Here is a 19,761-nt window from a genome sequence, read left to right as displayed (position 1 = left end):
GGGGTAAAACTTGCTATTACAACGAAGGTGATATTTAAACTGATAACGACTTTTTGGGTGGGTAAAACATTATTTTAACCATGAGAAAAATTCTTTCTTTCGTATTCTTAAGCTTAGTGGGTGGCATCCTCACGCAATGCCAAGTTAAAAATTTAAATAAAACCGAGCAGGCGGTTGTGAACAAAACCATCGATAAATTTGATGTTTCGCCAGTTTATTCTCCCGAAGAATCGCTGGGCCTGATGCGGGTAGAAGATGGTTTTGAGGTAAAATTAGTAGCCGCCGAGCCCCTGATTAGCACCCCCGTTACCATGTCGTTTGATGCCAAAGGACGCATGTGGGTGGTAGAAATGGAAAGCTACATGCCCGATACCTTGGGCACCGGCGAGAATGAACCCAAGGGCAAAATTGTTATTCTGACGGATAAAAATAAAGATGGAGTTGCCGATGACCGGAAAGTTTTCCTGGATTCGCTGGTATTGCCCCGGGGCATGTGCCTCGTAGAAGATGGCATACTGGTAATAGAACCGCCCCGGCTTTGGTACTATGAAATTAAAAACGACAAGCCTGGTAAAAAAATATTAGTAGACCCCACGTACGGCGAAGGCGGCAATGCCGAAAGCCAGGCCAATGGCTTGTACCCTGCCCTGGATAACTGGATTTACAGTGCTGCTTCGGACCGCAGATACCGCCGGATTGCCGGTAAGTGGGTAATAGAGCGCACACACCGACGCGGGCAATGGGGCTTAACCCAGGATAATCACGGCCGCTTATATTTTAACAATAATACCCAAAACCTGCTCGGCGATTATTTTGCACCTGGTTTTGGCGCCGAAAATAATAACATGCGCAGTGTAGCCGGTTTCAGCGAAAAAATATTGTTTGATAACAAAGTTTACCCTATTCGGCCTACGCCAGGCGTGAACAGAGGGTATAAAGAAGGCACCCTGGATGAGCAAAAACGGCTGGTAAGCTTTACGGCGGCCTGTGGCCCGGTAATATACCGCGGCGATTTGTTTGGCGATGCTTACGCCAACAATGCCTTTGTGGCTGAGCCGGCGGCCAATCTCATTAAACGTAATATTTTAACAGAAAAAGGTTACGAAACAGCCGGCCAACAAGCTTACCAGCAACGGGAATTTCTGGCCAGTTTCGATGAACGTTTCCGGCCGGTAAGCCTGTATAATGGTCCGAATGGCGCTTTATACGTAGTAGATATGTATCGCGGCATTATTCAGCACAAAGCTTTTTTAACGTCTTACCTCAAAAAAGAAATCCGGACCCGCAATTTAAGTCAACCATTAACTCACGGCCGTATTTATAAGGTAGTGCCAAAAAATAGTAAAGCCCAATCTGTTACTTTCCCAAAAAATCCGCAGCAGTTAGTAAAGCTATTAAACCACCCCAACGGTTGGGTGCGCGATTTTGCCCAGCAATTATTAATTTCCCGGCGGCAAGTACAGGCGGTACCGGCCTTGCGCAAAGCCTTAAGCCAAACCGAGCAGCCATTATTGGTGGTGCATGCCCTCTGGACACTAGAAGGCTTAGGTGCGCTGCAGCCTACCGATGTAATGCCATTGCTTCAAAATACCTCCTGGGCTTTGCGCATGCAAGGTTTAAGTGTGCTCCCGGCTGTCCTTAACCAGCAAAATCACCCGCAATTTATACCAGTATTATCCCAAATGGTCAGCCAAAAAGACACCCTTGCGGCACCTTATGTAGCTTATCTGGTGCAAAGCTTACAACCCTTAAACGAAGTGGCGGCCAACGGCATACTAAAGAAAATAATGCTGGCGCACCCCAATAATAAATATGTGGTAGATGCTGTAATCAGTAATGTAAGGGGTAAAGAAACTGCATTTATGAAAGAGGTGCAAGCGGCGGGCTTAAGCCCCAATACCTTAATGTATAAACGAATGAATGTAGTGCTGGCGGATATCCAAAACTCGAAACAAAACGGCAATACCCTGGCCTTGCTAAAAGAGTTTCCGCGGGGAGCTAACCTTTTTAAAACAACCTGCCAGGCTTGCCATGGTGCCGACGGTAATGGGGTAAAGATGCTGGCGCCTCCGTTAAACCAATCGGAATGGGTTACCGGCGATAAAAACCGGTTAATTTCTATTGTACTCTTTGGCTTAACCGGCCCGGTTAAAGTAAACGGCACCGTATATAAAGTACCTGAAGTAAGCGGCGAAATGCCCGGCATAGCCTATAACCCAGATGTGGTAGAAGATGATATAGCCCAGTTATTAAGTTTCATCAGAAAATCTTGGAGCAATAATGCCGATAAAGTTACTGGCGAAGATGTAAGTAATGTCCGGAAGCAATATATTGGCCGACAGCAGGCATTTACCGTTGAAGAGCTGGCAAAAAATACACCTCATTAGTGATTGGTTTTAAAGTAAAAGCCAAGTCCTATATAATACCTAAAAAGGGTTATCGTGCCACATAGCGCATTCAATTATCTAAACTTATCCTTAATGGGTGCCTTCTAACTATTCTGGGTGAATTATTCTATTTAATCGGTTTGATATTAAGTATTAACTTAAACGCCGACCTTTTGCAGGTGTATTGGTAAACTCTAATATTACTCATAATACGGCAAAAGTTTAGCTATATAAATCAGAGATTTAGTTTATAAAGAAAAATACTTGGATTACGAATCTCTTTTTATATCTTCGGGTGCGTACACGTTGAGTAAAAATATTGTTTATCAGCCTATAAGCTTTCTTTATACGGATGAAGCTAACATAAGCATTGTACTGCCAACTGAAATGAAATATTCTCAACTGATAAATCAATACGAGATAAACCCAATAGTCTGTTAAAGGACATTTAAGGCTGGAAATGCCTAAAAAATAAAGCAGTTTGTAAGCACTATAAGTTTCTGGCACTATTCCAGAACAGGAGTTAGTTTCTTTGGTATGAAAATAAAAGCTTTATAGTTTATACTTCTGTCTGAACTGATTCCTTCTTTTTTAAGGAAAGAAACGGAAAATTTTCTAACTCAGCTTATGAACGGGTGCATGCCCGGAAGTTGAAAATTTATTTAGAAGCTTTAGCTGTAAGGTTTGAAGGTGGTAATAAGCTGTGGCAGGCCGTGGTATTCAGTTTATTTTACTGGTATGCGCTTGTAATCAGGAACCCAGAATAGCTTAAAGAAGGAAAGAACGGGCATTGACAGTTCTGTTCGGGTTAAATGATAACACTACTGGTTAGGGGAGAGCTATACCTTTTGTTGTGGTAGAGGGTACGACGCGATGGTTTCTACCTCCAGGCTATTTAGTTCATTATTAATATTAGAAGCTTCATCGGCTACTATTTTGGGTTTATGCCTAATCCATTACGCGTAAATAAAATTACCAACCTAAGAAACACCCGTATGAAGCATCTTGAGAACCGACGCGCTTTTTTGCAGAAAATAGGTTTGATGTCTGTAGCTGCCGGCGCAGGAACTATTCTACCGGTTTCGGCTATCACCCAATCATCAAAAGCAGTAGACTTGACTGTTTTACCGGAGCTGTCGTCTTTGCCGCCGGCGCAGGTATTTACGGTGCTGGCTTTAGACCGTCCTGAATTAGCCTCTGTGCGGCGGGCTTTAGAGCAAAAAGGCCAGGAGGCGGCCCTCACAGCCCTGTTGAGTTATTACCGCAAGCGTTATCCCAAGCCTAAAGATACAGCACGCCGCTCAGGTTCTGATAAGGGTTATTACAAAGCCGACGGTAACAGTATAGAACGGGCAAATAATTTAGAGCAGCATATTTTCCAGTGGGGACCTTACCCGTCTGCTAATTATGGTGCAAATATTAATTGGGCCGCCGATCCGGCCAAAGATATTGAGTGGATTGCGGCTGTTTACCGGTTTTACTGGCTATCAGATTTAACCAATGCCTATGAAATAACGGACGATGAACGTTACGTCCGCACATTTGTAAACCTTACCCAAGATTGGATTAAGAAGCATCCCCTCGAAAAGTCACTTAATGTCATTCATCCTGTTTACGGGCACTGGAAAGGTTATGCCTGGCTGGACTTGCAAACCGGAATCAGGGCAACGAATATTTGCCAGGCTTTTCGGACCCTGGTGCACGGCAAATCCTTTACCCCACAGTTTTTAGGAATTTTACTGGCCAGCCTGTACGACCATCAGCTTAAAACAGAAAAGCTACCGATGGCTAATGTTCATAACAAGGCTATTTTTGAGCAGCGGGGCTTTATTAATGTTATTCATACTTTCCCGGAATTTAAAGATAAAGACAGGTGGCTAGATATTGCAATGACGATTACCCATGAAAATCTGCTGGCCCAAACCACTACAGATGGTGTACAGCGGGAGTGGTGCGGCGGATACCATGCCGGGGTGTTCCGGGATGTAATGGAAATAGATAGCCGGATACATGATTTAGGGCGGCAAATGCCATCGGATTATGTACATCGGGTTAAAGCCATGGCAGAACATATATTTGGCCTTTCTACACCCGAACTGGGATTCCCGATGTTTGGCGATACTGCTCGCGATAAGATTTCTTCGCCGGACCGGAAAACCTGGCAATTGTATAATATGTTAACGGAAGCGGGGCAATATTTTAAAGAACCTAAATACCAGGCCCTGGCCGACCTGAACGTAGCACAATTACCCAAAAATGGCAGCGTAGCCTTTGCAGAAGCCGGCCTCTACACCATGCGCAAGGGCTGGTCTACGGATCAGGTGTATTTAGCACTCCATTGCTCGCCGCCGGCTATTAGCACCCACGACACGCCCGATAACGGTACCTTTGAGCTTTATGCTTACGGACGGTGGCTTATGCCGGACAGCGGTTTTTACACGTACGGCAATAATCCAGAGGCCCGGACCTGGCACCGCCAAACCCAGGTGCACGCTACCCTAACTGTAAATGGCAAGGACACGGATATAATTGGCCGCCAATTAGGTTGGCAGTCTAACGAAGAAGCGGATATGTTATGTGTTGAGAACCAGTCGTACAAATATTTTTTGCACCGCCGTACGGTTTGGTTTTCGGGTAAAAATAGCGATACGCCTTTCTTTGTTATACTGGACGAAGCCAACGGCGACTTAAAGGGCGATTTAGAACTGCATTTCCCCATGGCTCCCGGGCCTGTTCGGATAGATCAGCAAGCCCGACGCATTACTACCGGGTTCGATGATGCAAATCTGTTAATTCAAGTAGCCGGCAAACATCCGGTAAGCTTGCGCGAAGAAGAAGGTTGGCACGCCTGGCAATACGGCAAGCGGGAGGCCCGCAGCACCGTAACAGCCGTTTATAAAGGACAAGCACCTACTGCTTTTGTTTCGATATTAGTTCCTTACCGGGGCAAAACGCCACCAGATTGCCGCCTTATTACTGACCCCACCACCTTAATCGCCGGCAGAAATCCGGTAGAAATTCAGGTAGAAGTAGCTGGACGCAAACAGGTACTTCAGCGGAAGGTATAAGTAAAAGCTTAAAACTATGACTAAGAAAGGCAACTGTTAATTATTTAATATTAGAATTCATTATTTTGATAAAAGAACTACCTGAACAAGCTACATTAATGGAAGAACCACGCAGAAATTTTATTAAAAAAACAGCCCTGGGAGCTGCCGCTTTAACCTTAGGAGGCATTTTGCCGGGTTTTAGTGCCAAAAGCTACGCCGGCATATTAGGTGCCAACGACCGGATAAGAGTGGCCAATATGGGCGTAAATGCCCGTGGCCTGGATGTCGCCCAAAGTTTTGCGCTTCAGCAGAATTGCGAAGTACTGCACGTGTGCGATGTAGATAGTCGGGCCGCCGACAAATGCATTGGCCTGGTAGAAAAAATTCAGAAGAAACGCCCCAAAACCACCCCGGATTTCCGGAAAGCCCTCGACGACAAACAAGTAGATGCATTGGTAATTACAGCCCCTGATCACTGGCATGTACCGGCGGCCATATTGGCTTGTAAAGCCGGCAAACACGTGTACGTAGAAAAACCCTGTAGCCACAACCCGCACGAGGGAGAATTAATTGTGGCCGCCGCCGTTAAATACAAACGGGTAATTCAGATGGGGAACCAGCGTCGTTCTTACCCCAATGTAGCGGCCGGAGTTGCTGAATTGCACGATGGTGTAATTGGTAAACTTTATTTATCAAAATCTTGGTACGCCAATAACCGGCAAACCATTGGCACCGGTAAACAAACCGCCGTACCAGCCTGGCTAAATTACGAGTTGTGGCAAGGACCGGCTCCGCGCAAGCCTTTTAAAGACAATATTGTACATTATAACTGGCATTGGTTCTGGCACTGGGGCACCGCCGAGTCGGGTAATACCGGTACGCACCAGATGGATTTGGCGCGGTGGGGTATGGGCATAGATTATCCGGTACGGGTGTCTTCCAACGGTGGCCGCTTTCATTACCAGGATGACCAGGAAACACCCGATACCCAGTTTATTTCCTTTGATTTTAAGGAAAACAAAAGCATTACGTTTGAAGGCAGAAGTTGCAACGCCCGCGCAGTAGACGGCAGCAAAACGGCGGTTTCGTTTTACGGCGATAAAGGCTCGATGCTGATTGACGGGAACAGCTACACTATTTACGATTTGCAGGGCAAGGTGCTGAAAGAAGTAAAGAGCAATATTAAAGTAGATGGCACCAATGTAACCAGTCCCTCGCAGCAACTCGATGCGCCCCACATGCAGAATTTCCTCGACGGCATTCGGGTAGGAGCGAAGCAAACCTCCGATATTTTGGGTGGACACAAAAGTACTCTGTTAAGCCAGTTGGGTAATATTTCTTTACGCACCGGCCGCTCCCTGCAAATAAATCCGGAAAATGGCCATATTCTAAACGATGCCGAAGCCATGAAATACTGGAAAAGAGAATATCAGCCCGGCTGGGAACCAACCTTGTAATGGTATTGAGAAGATTCAATATTTCAACTTTTAACCTGCCAGGAATTTTAATATTTATTAAGCAAACGTCATATTTTAGACTCTCTAAATAATAATCCCTAATTCATAGAAAGATAAAATTGGAAGAGCCAAAAGCGCCAGCATTTTCGCTGGTGCTGTCCTTTTCTGACTTGTGCCCGCTTAAGTAGTTAAAGAAGTTTGAAATCTATATAGTAAGGCAACCAGCACAGTTAAATACGGCGGAACTGGTCGCATCTAATAAAGGAAATACCCGTGTATGGTAAAGGAAACAGATATTGCAAGGAAAATTCCCGAGTAAAATATTGCAGAAGCCACGCTAATTATTTCTATTTCATCTGAAATTTTTCTAATAGATACCTGTATATGAAATTTTTTTGTACCACCATTTTACTGGTATTTTATTTGGGGTTAGACCTGGTGGCTCAAAGCACCACGGAGCGGCAACAAAAATATTTGGAGGAAATCCTTCTCATTAATATTCCGCAGTATTTTAAAGAAAATACCCGGCGCGTTACCTTCCAGGATAGTACTTGGAACGACTGGCTGAAGCGCACAAAAGAACTTCCGCCTGATTTTTCTCAGATGCCCTCAGTCCCGTTTTTACCGGAGCCCTTAATTTTATTTAAAAATGGGAGGGAGCAGCCCATTACCACCCCGGCGCAATGGCAGGAAAAACGAACCTGGATAAAAGAACAATACCAGCATTGGGTTTCGGGCAAAGTGCCGCCTGCACCAGCCAACTTTAAGGTAAAAGTATTATCGGAAAAAGAAGAGAACGGAACACTTTTGCGGATGGTAGAACTACGCTTTGGCCCTAATGAGCAGGCCCGCATGACGGTAGAACTGATGATACCCAAAACCAAAGGGCCTTTACCCGTTTACCTGACCCAGTGGAACCACCGGGTTTGGGCGCAGCAGGCCGTTAGGCGGGGCTATATTGGTTGTGTGTATGCGGCCGCCGATATAAAAGACGATACAGAAGCTTACCAGGCCATTTACCCCAATTTTGATTTTAGTATGCTGATGCGCCGCGCCTGGGGAGCCTCGCGGGTAGTTGATTATTTATTAACGCTGCCCGAGGTGAATAAAGCTCAGATTGCCATTACCGGCCATTCCCGCAACGGCAAGCAATCGTTATGGGCAGCGGCTTTCGACGAACGCATTGCCGCGGCCATTCCTACTAGTTCGGGCACCGGCGGTGGCGATCCCTGGCGCTACGGCGACCCGCAATTTGCCAGCGAAACCTTAGATCGGGTAACTGCCTGGAACGGGCATTGGTTTCATCCGCGGTTACGCTTTTTCTTTGGCCGGGAAGATAAGCTGCCCGTTGATCAGAATTTATTAATGGCTTTGGTAGCGCCCCGCTTATTATTGCTGCATTACGCCATTACTGAAAGAGGCCTTAATCCGTGGGCAAATGAACAAGCGCACCAATCAGCCAAGAAGGTTTATACTTTTCTGGGAGCGGAGCAAAATATTGGGGTATTGCCACGGTACGGCGAACATGCTTTAGCTGCCCGCGACATAGAGCATTGTATCGATTTTCTGGATATTCATTTTAAACGCACGGGCCAGCTCTGGGTAAATAAACTTTATTATAATTATTCTTTTACCGATTGGGCCAAAGCACAGCCGGCCGATAGTGTAGCCGCGGTTAGAACCAAGCCCGTGCAATTGCCAAATAAATACAAAAATATAGCAACTTTTGATGCCTTTAGGCCCCAGATAACCGACCGGTTGCAATGGCTTTTGGGAGAAGAACCGGCAGCTGTCAGAAATGTACAAGTTAGTCCTACGGCCGCCGGTAACTACGATTGGATTGCTAGGCTTACGGGGCAGCCCGAACCCACGGGTGCGGAAATAATCCGTTTGGGTTCTTACACCGGTATCGGCGATAATCTTTCGGGGGTTTTGTACCGGCCCAATGGTAAAAAGGCTAACCAGGTAAAAACCGCTAGAGGTAAAATGCCGGTGGTTATTTTTCTGCACCAATATGCCTATTCTACCGGCGCAGCCTGGGGATACCACAAAGCGGGCAAACCCGGCAATAAATTATTGTTTCAGACTTTAATTGATAAAGGCTTTGCCGTACTGGCTTTTGATATGGTAGGTTTTGGGTTACGCATCGAAGAAAGCCCACAATTTTACCAGCGTTTTCCGCAGTGGTCTAAAATGGGCAACATGGTGGCCGATGTACGGGCTTGTGTAGATGCCCTGGCCAATTTTGATTACATTGATAAAGATAAGATTTTTCTGTTGGGTAATGCTTTGGGTGGTAGCGTGGCCTTGTTTAGCGCGGCCCTAGACGAGCGCATAGCCGGGGTGGCCGTATTATCTGCCTTTTCGCCGTGGCGTACCAGCAATGCACAATATCCCAGCATCTACAATTTTTCGCACCTGCACGGTTTAATGCCACGCCTGGGATGGTACGCAAACCAACCCCAGCGGGTACCTCTCGATTACCCGGAAATTATTGCGGCCATAGCCCCGCGACCACTGCTAATTATTTCGCCGCAGCTCGACCGGCATGCCGATTTAAGTGCCATCCAGGAGACTATTAAATCTGTAACAGCGGTGTATGATTTACATAAAAAAACCGGGCAGCTACAGTTTACAACTCCCAAAGAAATAAACCGTTTAACTGAGCCCATGTGTCAGGAAATTGCCAATTTTTATAGTAAACTTTTATAAATGAGTTAAGTGTAATATCCTGGGTAATTTTTTACAATAGCATTTAACTACCAGGCCAAGGGAATAAATTTTAAATATATTAAATATGGCTGCCATTTGTGCCGCCGGAAGAAACCTGAAGAAATGTTTAGAAGAATAGTAGTCCTTTTTATTTTTTTAATAACCATTTCAAAATTTACCACGGCCCAAACCAAAACTGGTAAAATGCCCGGAGCTACAGTAGTAGCCGAAGATGGTGCTTGGTGCTGGTTTTCCGACCCAAGAGCAGTTTATCACAAAGGTAAGCAGGAACGCATCTATTTTGGGTACATCAGCAGCCAAGGCGATGTGGTAATCACTGCCCGCAACCTGAAAACCCAGGCGCAGGAAACCTTTGTACTGCACGAAAAGCTACAGGTAGACGACCATAACGTGCCCTCTATTTTGTTTTTACCCGATGGTCGTTTGTTAACTTTTTACACCGAACACAATGGCCGGATTTTTATGCGGCGCAGCCGGCAGCCCGAAGATATCACTAGTTGGGAAGCCGAAGAAATATTGCCATTTGGTACCCGCGTTACTTACTCGCACCCAATAATGTTATCCGAAGAAAAGAAGCGGATTTACCTCTTTTGGCGGGGCAGCGATTGGCGGCCTACCTTTTCGTACAGCGATAATGGCGGACGTACCTGGACAACCGCGCAAGCGCTTATTGCGGGTCGCGGACTCGAGAACCGGCACCGGCCTTACCTGAAAGTAACTTCGGATAACAAAAAAAGAATTGATTTTGCTTTTACCGATGGCCATCCGGCCGGTGAGGCTACCAACTCGGTGTACCATGTTTATTACGAGAACGGCAATTTTTACCAGAGTAACGGCGCGCTTATAGGTGCGGTAAAAGATTTGCCGTTGCAGCACGAAGCTATTAACAAAGTATATGATGCCACGGGCAGCAACGTAAGGGCCTGGATTTCGGATATTGCTTTGGATAAAAACAACCGACCGGTATTGGTATATGCCCGCTTTCCGGCCGTAACCGATCACCGCTATTATTACGCCGCCTGGAACGGCCAGGCCTGGGACGAGCAGGAACTCTGCCGGGCGGGCAGTTGGATGCCCAGTACACCGGCTGGCAAAAAAGAAAAAGAAGAATATTATTCCGGCGGCATTGCCCTGGACCACACCAATCCAGAGAAGGTTTTGCTGGCGCGTCCGGTAAATGGCCGTTTTGAAGTAGAACAATGGACCAAAAAAGGCAAAACCTGGCACAGCCAATTCATTACCCAAAACTCAACGGTTAATAATGTACGGCCTTACGCTGTCGAGAAATATACGGGCAAAGAACCCTTGGTGCTGTGGATGGCCGGGCCTTACGAGCATTACACCAAGTTTAACACCAAACTGTACTTAAATCGATAATATTTAGCTATGAAACAGTCCAGACGCGCTTTTTTAAAAACCAATTTATCGCTCGGGGCCTTGCTTTGCTTGCCTATTTTGCCAGGCATGAGCGGAACCCAAAAACAATACCGGGTATTTATTATCGGCGATTCTATTTCGATGGGGTATATGCCTTTCTTAAAAAAGCAACTGGCCGATGTAGCCGATGTATCGCGCCCCGACGAAAACTGCGGTGCTACCGAACGCGGCCTAGCCAAGCTGGATACCTGGTTAGGCGCAAATAAATTCGATATTATTCATTTTAATTTTGGGTTGCACGATTTAAAACACGTAGACCCCGTAACCAAAAAAGCCTCTGCCAAACCCGAAGATCCGGTTTTGGTCGATTTAAAAACTTACGGAGAGAACCTGGAAACGTTGGTAAGTAAAATGAAAGCCACCGGTGCCCGGTTAATATTTGCTACCACTACGCCGGTGCCGCCCAATTCCGGCTCGCCGTTGCGGGAACCCGACCAACCCGAAAAATACAATGCGGTGGCTAAAAAAATAATGAAAAAGCACAAAGTAGTTGTAAACGATTTATACGGGTTTGCTTTGCCCCAACTAAGCCAGATTCAGCGGCCCAACAATGTGCACTACACCGAGGCCGGCTACGAAATATTGGCCGGACAAGTAGCCAAATCTATCCGGGAAGTAATTGCCAAAATGGCCTAAACAAATATCGACCGCTTTACCTCATCTTTTCTGCCGCCTATAACCAACACCACACACCATCACTGGAATAATTAACCCGCAAAACCCCGATAAACCAAGCTTTAACCGCCGCAAAATATTAACCTCTTTGGGTATGGCCGGTTTGTTAATGGTACCCAATCTTTTAACGGTACAAGCGGGCACGGCCGTTGCCAAAAAGAGCAAACCTACCTTAGGTAAATTTTACGGTACCGTAGCCGATATAAAGCTGGATGCCGGGCTAAAAGAAGGCGAAATAGTACGGGCAGCAGGTTATCACCACGTAGGCGATGGCGGTGGCGGCGAATATCTGATCCAAAAAACAGGCAAAACCGCCGAAGAAAATATTAATTTACCGAACGGGTTAACTGCTGCTTTAATAAATGTTAGTGCAGTAAATTACAAAATGTTTGGTGCCGTCGGCGACGGGCAACACGACGATGGGATAGAGATTAAGCGGGCGCACCTGTTCGCCAACCAAACCGGCTTGCCGGTAGTGAATCTAAGCGGCGAATTTTGGTTAAAAGAACCAAACAATATTCCGGTGCAAACCAATGTGCAGTGGGGCCACACCAAATTTTATATCGACGAAAAATTCAGTAATAATAAAGATGTGCGGTTTATTGTGGAAAGCCGCGAAAAGCCAAGTCCAATAAATTTAGACGCTGCTGCCAAAGCCCGGTTAATTTCCCAAATAAAACCAGGTGTATCCTTAATTCCGGAACTGGCGCCTTATAAAAACAACCTCGTCATTATTTCGGATGCCAACGACCGCATTGGAGTACGGAGCGGTGACCGGTACGGCGGCCGGCAAGCCAGGGCCCGCGAGGAATTGTTTTTTGTAGAAGAACACGGCCGCATTCTAGGCGATATTGCCTGGGAATTTAAAGATTACACCAATTTGGTTGCGTATCCGGGCAACGATAGTTACCTGATTATAGATGGCGGCAGCTTCCACGTATCGGGCGAAGGCCCGAATAAAAGCTTTAAAGGCTATACCCAAACCGTTTTTTCCATTAGCCGCAGCCGTACCATTATCCGGAACCAGTGGGTGGGGCTGGAAAAAGGCAAAGCCGATGTGACCCTGAACCAACGTAGTGGATTTTATACTTTCCGGCAGGTGTACGATGTAACCCTGGAAAACGTACGGCTAATACCTTGGGAAAAAAACCGGCCCGGCGACAACAAAGTACCCGAAGGAACTTACGGCATTGGTGGCAATCATATATTAAATGCCACTTTTCGGAACGTAACCGCCGAGGGCAGCCCGGTGCACTGGGGCGTATTTGGCACCAACTTAAACAAAAATTTCCGGGTAGAGCAATGCACCTTAAACCGCATAGATGTGCATTTCCATTGCTGGAACCTGTACGTACGCGATTCTAAAATTGGCACCAACGGCATTACCATTACTGGTGGCGGCGACTTGTTTATAGATAATACTACTTGCAACAGCAGCAGCTTTATTAATTTCCGGAACGATTACGGCGCCAAATGGGACGGACACATTCGTTTGCGCAATTGTCGGCACCAACCAATTACCAACGGTATGGCCGGCATTTTTTCTTTTATGGCCGATAATTTCGATTACAAATACCCGATTGGCTACGGGCGCTCCATAAAAGTAGAAGACATGGTGGTAGACTACAATGCTGCACCGCAATCGAATGGCACCTACTGGCTCATGCGCACCTCGGCTTTTTCTAAAACAACCGAAGGGCACCGGGTGTTCTTTCCGGCCGATATCGCGTTCCGGAATATTGTGGTAGAAGGCCGGGAAAAAGGCGTGCGCTTGTGGGAAATTACCGATCCGCAATCGTATAAACTAGCCAAAGCCGGCGGCTACAATGGCGTACAGGTAAAACCCAATGCCAGTATTCTGTTCGAAAATATTCCTTTAGAAATCCTGGAACCACAAGAACCGCAATCGGAAGAGCAAGTACATTTTTCTCTGCGCAATACCAGCAAAACTAAATATTTCGATACCTACGCTTTGTACCCCGAAATCAGGTTTGTGCGGTGCCATGGTTTGGCCGGACATTTTGGCGGCCATATTGCGGATGCATCTTTTGAATTTAGCCTTATTAACCGCTTAACCGGCAGTACTGGCAAAGCCATGCCGGGCAGTTTAACGTTTAACAACTGTAAGTTTGAGCCGGAAATAAAAGATAACGGACAAGCATTTTATTCCTTGGCATCGGAGTTGGGTACTAGTTTTAGCAACTGCACGTTGTTTGCCCCGGTAGTAAATAAACGGCCTCGGCCCGAACTGATAAACCGCTACGGCTTTATCCAGTTAAATAAAACTGTGCGGTATAACCACAGCAATACCCGGCTGGGCAACGATTTGCTGCAATATTCTAAAGCTAAAGGAATAAAATTATCGCCGGGTTTTATGGCGTTGCTCCAGGCCAATTACGAAATGACACCCGGTTTAACCTAAACCATTATTTTATTTGCTGTCGTAATCAAACAGATAATATTTATCGCCCATTTTATTCCGTAGCCAAGCTATAAAAGTAAAGGCTACAGAATTTTCTTTGCCGCGTTTTTTCTGGTTCTAAGGTAAATATTAGGTAAGCAGCAAGCCGGATTTTGGTGCGCGGCCTAACCCAATCCGGAACCGGTATATTTTAGTTTTAAGGGGCGTTTAACCAATTCTTTGCATGGTTAGTGTGGCCAGTAAGCTTTTATACCGGCCATAATACCGGAAACACGCACGCTTTTAAGTATTTTTTTCTCATCCCAGGTCTAGTCTAAGCCGTTATATCTTTTTTGATTGGGTTAATGGCAGGATTAGTAAATTATATTATTCATAACCTTCAGGTAAATAGCTTAAATCCTGCCGAAGCGAAGGAAGCTTTATTTTACATTGATTATTTACTGCGCACGGTTCCGCCGGAGCCGGAGAAAAAAAGATTAGAAAATTTTAAAAAAGAAGTTCAGGAGCGTATTTTCTATTTAAATGCGCTGCAGGCTAAAAACGCAAATACCGATTAAAGTTTAGATAGCAAAGGCAGGAAAGGCGGTTAAGGTTTAACCAAACACCAATAGGGGCAGGTAAATTTTAAGCTAGAGTTTTCGGATATAAGATAAATTTAGATAAACTTGTACCGGTAGACCTGTGTTTCCCTGTTTATGATTATATAAGTAAAGCAAATAATTGTTTGCTTCGTTTTAAATTAAGCCCATGAGTACAACTGGTCAAATTCTGGAAACTTTTTACGAACAATCAGACCAGATTCATTTTGTCTATGATTTATCGGCACAGGTATTTACCTACCTGAATCCGGCTTTCGAAAAAATCTGGCACAAAAAACGCAAAGGCATTATTCAAAACCCCGGTTCTTTGCTCAAAACCATTCATCCCGACGACCAGCAGCACGTGCAGGATTCGTTGCGCGAAATTCTGGATGGTGCCATTATTTCGGAAATTGAATTCCGGATTAAAATACGCAACCATGCCGAGCGCTGGATTTGTGTAAAACCTTTGTTGCTGGAAGAAGAAAGCGTAATTGCCGGTACTGCCCAGGACCATACCACCCAAAAAGATTATGTCGATTACCTCAAAAAGTTTTCGTCGAAGAAAAATTCCATTTTGCATATTCTTTCCCACGATTTAGCGGGGCCTTTGGGCATGATTAGCAATATGGCCGAAGTATTGCAATCTGATTTAAAATCGCACCAAAACCAGGATGTGCACGAAGTTATCCGGCTCATACAACGGAGTAGCAACCAGGGCCTGCAACTGATAAAAGAATTTTTAAAACAAGAATTATTAGAATCGGCCGAAACGGAGCTGGTGCGGCGGCGCGTAGATCTGGTCCAGAAAATAAAAGATTTAATCGACGAATACCAGCACGGGCAATCCTTAACGCATAAAACTTTTTATTACCACACGTCTGCCGACGCTATTTTCCTGGAACTGGATGATACAAAGTTTATGCAGGCCATTAATAATTTAATTTCGAATGCGATAAAATTTACGCCCGATGGCGGGGAAATAACAGTTTCTTTAGAAGAAAAGCCGCAAACAATATTAATTAAAGTAGCCGATAACGGCATTGGCATTCCGGGTAAATACCACGCCACCCTTTTCGAGAAATTTACCCGCGCCCGTCGGCCAGGCATTAAAGGCGAGCCTACCGTTGGTTTGGGAATGTCTATTATTAAAACCATTGTAGAGTGGCACCTCGGGCATATTTGGTTCGAAAGTCAGGAAAACAAAGGCACCACCTTTTTTATTGAAATTCCTAAAGTTTAGGCAACTCTACCAAAATATAAAAGCAAAAAATATTCAAGATTAAGTTATATTATTATAAAGCTGTTTAGGGTTTTGAAAATGGCATGAACGATTGCCCTTGCTGCGTGTTTTCACCGGCAAGTAGTTGGGTAAAGGCTTTAGTATTGGCAGTAAACACCACCCCTGGCAGTAATTCCTTTTCTTCTAAAACCCGATACAAGTTCTATAGGTCTTGCTGTTTAGTCAAAACAACTATTTAGTATTGGCGCGGCTTTTCTGATGGTAAAACTATAATTTACCGCTAAATACTCTTTTTCTGTCCTAAATTTTACCTGCCGCAAAAAATTATAGTTAAATAATTTGATTTCCGGAATATATGTAGCAATTTACGTGTACGTAAACGGAGGCATCATTATTTAGCTGTTAACTTTAATATAGACCCTGGAGCTAGGTTTAGGCTGATAGTAGTGTTAAAATTTAGCTGGTTAAAAGGTTTGCGCAGAAGGTTACCGGGTAAAATGCCTGGCGCCAACGCACAGTACTATTTTCTTAAAATTAACCTAAGTGCTGGTTATTACATACAATATATACAAATAAAACCAGGACCGTTTTACTTGAATATTTTAAAACTTTTACCCCAAATATATAGCCGTGCGGTAGGGTAGGCCAGAAAAGAAGCAAGTTCTGGTGCTTTAGAAAGTTATTTTCGGTGAGCAATTTTTAAATAAACGAATGGCAAAAAATTCTGAACAAGCCTTCTCTGGCAACCCGTACGTAAACCGGCGCAGAATAATTACTGCTTTTGGCAGCGCCGGGCTTACTTTATTTGCGGGATCAGTTTTTGCGCTATCACCTAAAAAAGATGCGAATAAAAAAATAGGCTATACCAAAATTTACCCTACAGTTAGTGATCTGGTGCAGGATAAATCGCTGGACGAAGGCATGCTGGTACAAACGGCTGGCTACTTTGCCCTAGGCGATGGCGGCGGCGTAATGTACGAAATCCGGAAAGACCCGGATAAAACCGTTGCCGAGAGCAATATTTTACTCGCCAATAATTTATACGCCACGCTGGTACCCAATGGCTTTATAAACTACCAAATGTTTGGGGCCAAAGCCGACGGGCAAAACGATGATAGCGTGCAAATTAAAGCAGCCCACGCGTATGCTAACCATCGGCGTTTACCGGTAATTAACCTTTCCGGCGAGTACTGGTTACAAAACCCAAATAAAATTGAGATCAAAACCAATGTGCAGTGGGGCCAAACCATTTTTCACGTAAACGAACAATTTAATTCTAAATCTGTTACCCGGTTTTCGATCGAAAGCTCTAAACCTTCGGTAAATATTACCCTGTCTGCTGAAGACAAGAAAAAACTATTAGCGCAATTAAAACCGGGCGTACAGGTAATTCCGGAATTGGCGCCTTACAAAAACTCTTTGGTAATTATTGCCGATAAAAATGACCGGATTGGTTACCGGGCCGGCGCTAAGTTTACCGGTCAGTCCTGGGATCGCGAAGAATTATTTTTAGTAGAAGAACACGGCCGTATTTTGGGCGATATTGCCTGGGTATTTAAAGACTATACCAAACTAATAGCTTACCCGGCCGATGAAACCTATTTAACCATTGAGGGCGGCACCTTCTTTATGTCGGGCGATAGTCCGGGCCGGAATTACGATGGTTATCGCAACAATGGCTTTAACATTAGCCGCAGCCGCACCATTATTCGCAACCAGTGGGTAGGCTTAGAACCCGGCAAAGCCGATGTAGCCATGGACCCGCGGCGGGGATTTTATGCTTTCACGAACGTTTACGACATTACCTTAGAAAACGTCCGGCTGATTCCGTGGGAGCAAGACCGGCAAGATAATACAAAAGATGTACCCGCCGGCACTTACGGCATAAGTGCCGCCCGGATTTTAAACGGTACTTTCCGGAATGTAACCGCCGAGGGCGGCCCCATTCATTGGGGCGTATTTGGTACCAACCTGAATAAAAATTTCCGGATAGAAAACTGCCGCCTGAACCGGGTAGATGTGCATTTCCATTGCTGGAACCTGCACATAAAAGATTCAAATATTGGCTACCGCGGCATTTCGGTTACAGGCGGCGGCGATTTAAAGATAGAAAACACTACTTGTGCCAGCCGCAGCTTTATTAATTTCCGGCGCGATTTTGGGGCCAAGTGGGACGGCAATATTTACATCCGCAACTGCCGCTTTATTCCGCCGGTACCCACCGATGTTACCTTCCTTGATTTCAATCCCATGAATTTCGACCACAAATATCCGGTTGGTTTTGGGCGTATAATTAAAGTAGAAGATGTTACCGTAGATTATAGTTTGTTTCCGGATGCAGTAGGGGCGTGTTGGTTAATGAAAGTGCCGCCTTTCTCTAAAACCAAAACCGGTGAACGCTTATTTTTTCCGCACACGGTATCCTTTAAAAATATATCAGTTACGGGTCGGGCTTTGGGCGTACGGCTGCTCGAAATTTATAACCCGGAAACCTATAATATAGGCAAAGCCGGCCAGTACAACCAGAGCCAGGTAGAGGCTAACGCCAAGCTTACCTTCGAGAATATTCACCTCGAGAGTTTAGAAAAAGTAACAGTAAACACCAAAAAGCCGGCCCATTTTCGCATTAGCCAGGCGGGTAACGGTAAGTACGAAGATGCCCAAGCCCTTTACCCCGAAATCAGGTTTGTAGATTGTAATAACCTGGTAGCCGATTTAGGTGGCAGCATAGCCGATTTAATTTTGGAACGTTGCCAGATTTCGGCGTTGCACGGCAACGAAAAAGGCAAAATGCCCGGCAGCATGTCTTTTCAGAACTGTTCGTTTCAGCCCAGGGCAAAACTTAATACAACTAATTTTTATTCGCTGCATACCGAGCTGGGAACATCCTTTACCAATTGTACCATTTATGCCCCCGTAATTGACGGTAATGCTAAACCCGAATTGGTAAACGAATACAACTTTGTGCAAATAAATAAAGCGGTTAGATTTAATCATTTAAACACTAAATTAGGTAACGAAATTATTCAGTATTACAAAAATAAAGGTCAATCATTTGCGCCTAAATTTATTTCCTGGTTAAAAAACCACCACGAATTAGAAAGTGAGATTGTTTAAAATATAAGGGATATTGGCTGGTTAAAAGTTATTGGATCGTAATTTGATATATAAATCAAAGTCAGAATCAAATAAGTCTGATTGATTATTTAATTATTTGTTTTATAGAAGTTTAAGAATAATTAGAAAATTTTTTTAATCAAAATAAAATAAATATGCCAGCTGATTTTAAATGAAATGGACGTTAATTAGATTATATTTATTAAATTTAAATACAGTTTTAATCTGCTTTATAGATTTTAACAGTAAAAGTTTAATATAGTGCTAAAGCTTTAAACTCCAGATAAGTTTATTAACACCTTATAGTTGCTAATGATAGAATTCTAAGCTAAAGAAAATGTATTCAAACTAACTAAATTATGCTACTCATATTAATTGCACTTACTAATAGCTAATTTAAACTAGTAAAAAGAATTTCAGCAATTTGAAAGTATCGCCCGGATAAAAAATATATAAACAAAAACTAAATTTTAATACCAACTAAAAACATGTTCGAGGATTATACCAGAAGAAAATTTATTAAAACAGCGGCCGTAGCTGGCATTGGTTTAGGCTTACAGTTAAGCACCGGTCCGGCATTTGGTAAAGAAAAAACAAAAGGCAAGCGGGTAGGCATTATTGGTTTAGATACCTCGCACAGCATTGCTTTTACGAAAGAGTTA

General features: G+C 44.5%; 11 protein-coding genes. All 11 read left to right on the top strand.

The window, feature by feature from the left end; all coding sequences use genetic code 11:
* The first annotated feature begins 80 nt into the window (after positions 1 to 80).
* A complete protein-coding gene (locus ACO1R6_RS23210) occupies positions 81 to 2,387 on the top strand; it encodes a DUF7133 domain-containing protein (RefSeq protein WP_486267815.1) in 2,307 nt (768 codons plus the stop codon).
* A 995-nt stretch (positions 2,388 to 3,382) separates the two neighbouring features.
* A complete protein-coding gene (locus ACO1R6_RS23205) occupies positions 3,383 to 5,455 on the top strand; it encodes an alginate lyase family protein (protein WP_486267813.1) in 2,073 nt (690 codons plus the stop codon).
* Positions 5,456 to 5,553: 98 nt separating this feature from the next.
* Positions 5,554 to 6,894, top strand: coding sequence for a Gfo/Idh/MocA family oxidoreductase (locus ACO1R6_RS23200; RefSeq protein WP_486267811.1), 1,341 nt, complete (start codon positions 5,554 to 5,556; stop codon positions 6,892 to 6,894).
* 384 nt (positions 6,895 to 7,278) lie between these two features.
* Complete coding sequence (locus tag ACO1R6_RS23195; RefSeq protein ID WP_486267809.1) at positions 7,279 to 9,606, top strand: alpha/beta fold hydrolase; 2,328 nt, start codon at positions 7,279 to 7,281, stop codon at positions 9,604 to 9,606.
* Between the two features lie 123 nt (positions 9,607 to 9,729).
* Positions 9,730 to 11,004, top strand: coding sequence for a BNR-4 repeat-containing protein (locus ACO1R6_RS23190; protein ID WP_486267807.1), 1,275 nt, complete (start codon positions 9,730 to 9,732; stop codon positions 11,002 to 11,004).
* Positions 11,005 to 11,013: 9 nt separating this feature from the next.
* A complete protein-coding gene (locus ACO1R6_RS23185) occupies positions 11,014 to 11,700 on the top strand; it encodes an SGNH/GDSL hydrolase family protein (RefSeq protein WP_486267805.1) in 687 nt (228 codons plus the stop codon).
* A 133-nt stretch (positions 11,701 to 11,833) separates the two neighbouring features.
* Positions 11,834 to 14,161: a hypothetical protein gene (locus tag ACO1R6_RS23180; RefSeq protein ID WP_486267803.1), complete on the top strand. Its 2,328-nt coding sequence runs from the start codon at positions 11,834 to 11,836 to the stop codon at positions 14,159 to 14,161.
* 344 nt (positions 14,162 to 14,505) lie between these two features.
* Positions 14,506 to 14,718: a hypothetical protein gene (locus ACO1R6_RS23175; RefSeq protein WP_486267801.1), complete on the top strand. Its 213-nt coding sequence runs from the start codon at positions 14,506 to 14,508 to the stop codon at positions 14,716 to 14,718.
* Positions 14,719 to 14,908: 190 nt separating this feature from the next.
* Complete coding sequence (locus tag ACO1R6_RS23170) at positions 14,909 to 15,982, top strand: PAS domain-containing sensor histidine kinase (RefSeq protein WP_486267799.1); 1,074 nt, start codon at positions 14,909 to 14,911, stop codon at positions 15,980 to 15,982.
* Between the two features lie 711 nt (positions 15,983 to 16,693).
* Complete coding sequence (locus tag ACO1R6_RS23165; RefSeq protein WP_486267797.1) at positions 16,694 to 19,099, top strand: hypothetical protein; 2,406 nt, start codon at positions 16,694 to 16,696, stop codon at positions 19,097 to 19,099.
* A 488-nt stretch (positions 19,100 to 19,587) separates the two neighbouring features.
* On the top strand, positions 19,588 to 19,761 hold a 174-nt coding region (locus ACO1R6_RS23160; protein ID WP_486268088.1), incomplete at its 3' end, for a twin-arginine translocation signal domain-containing protein.

This window comes from Adhaeribacter sp. (assembly GCF_057359045.1).
The sequence above is the reverse complement of the archived record's forward strand: the minus strand, read 5'-3'. Positions and strand labels throughout refer to the sequence as shown.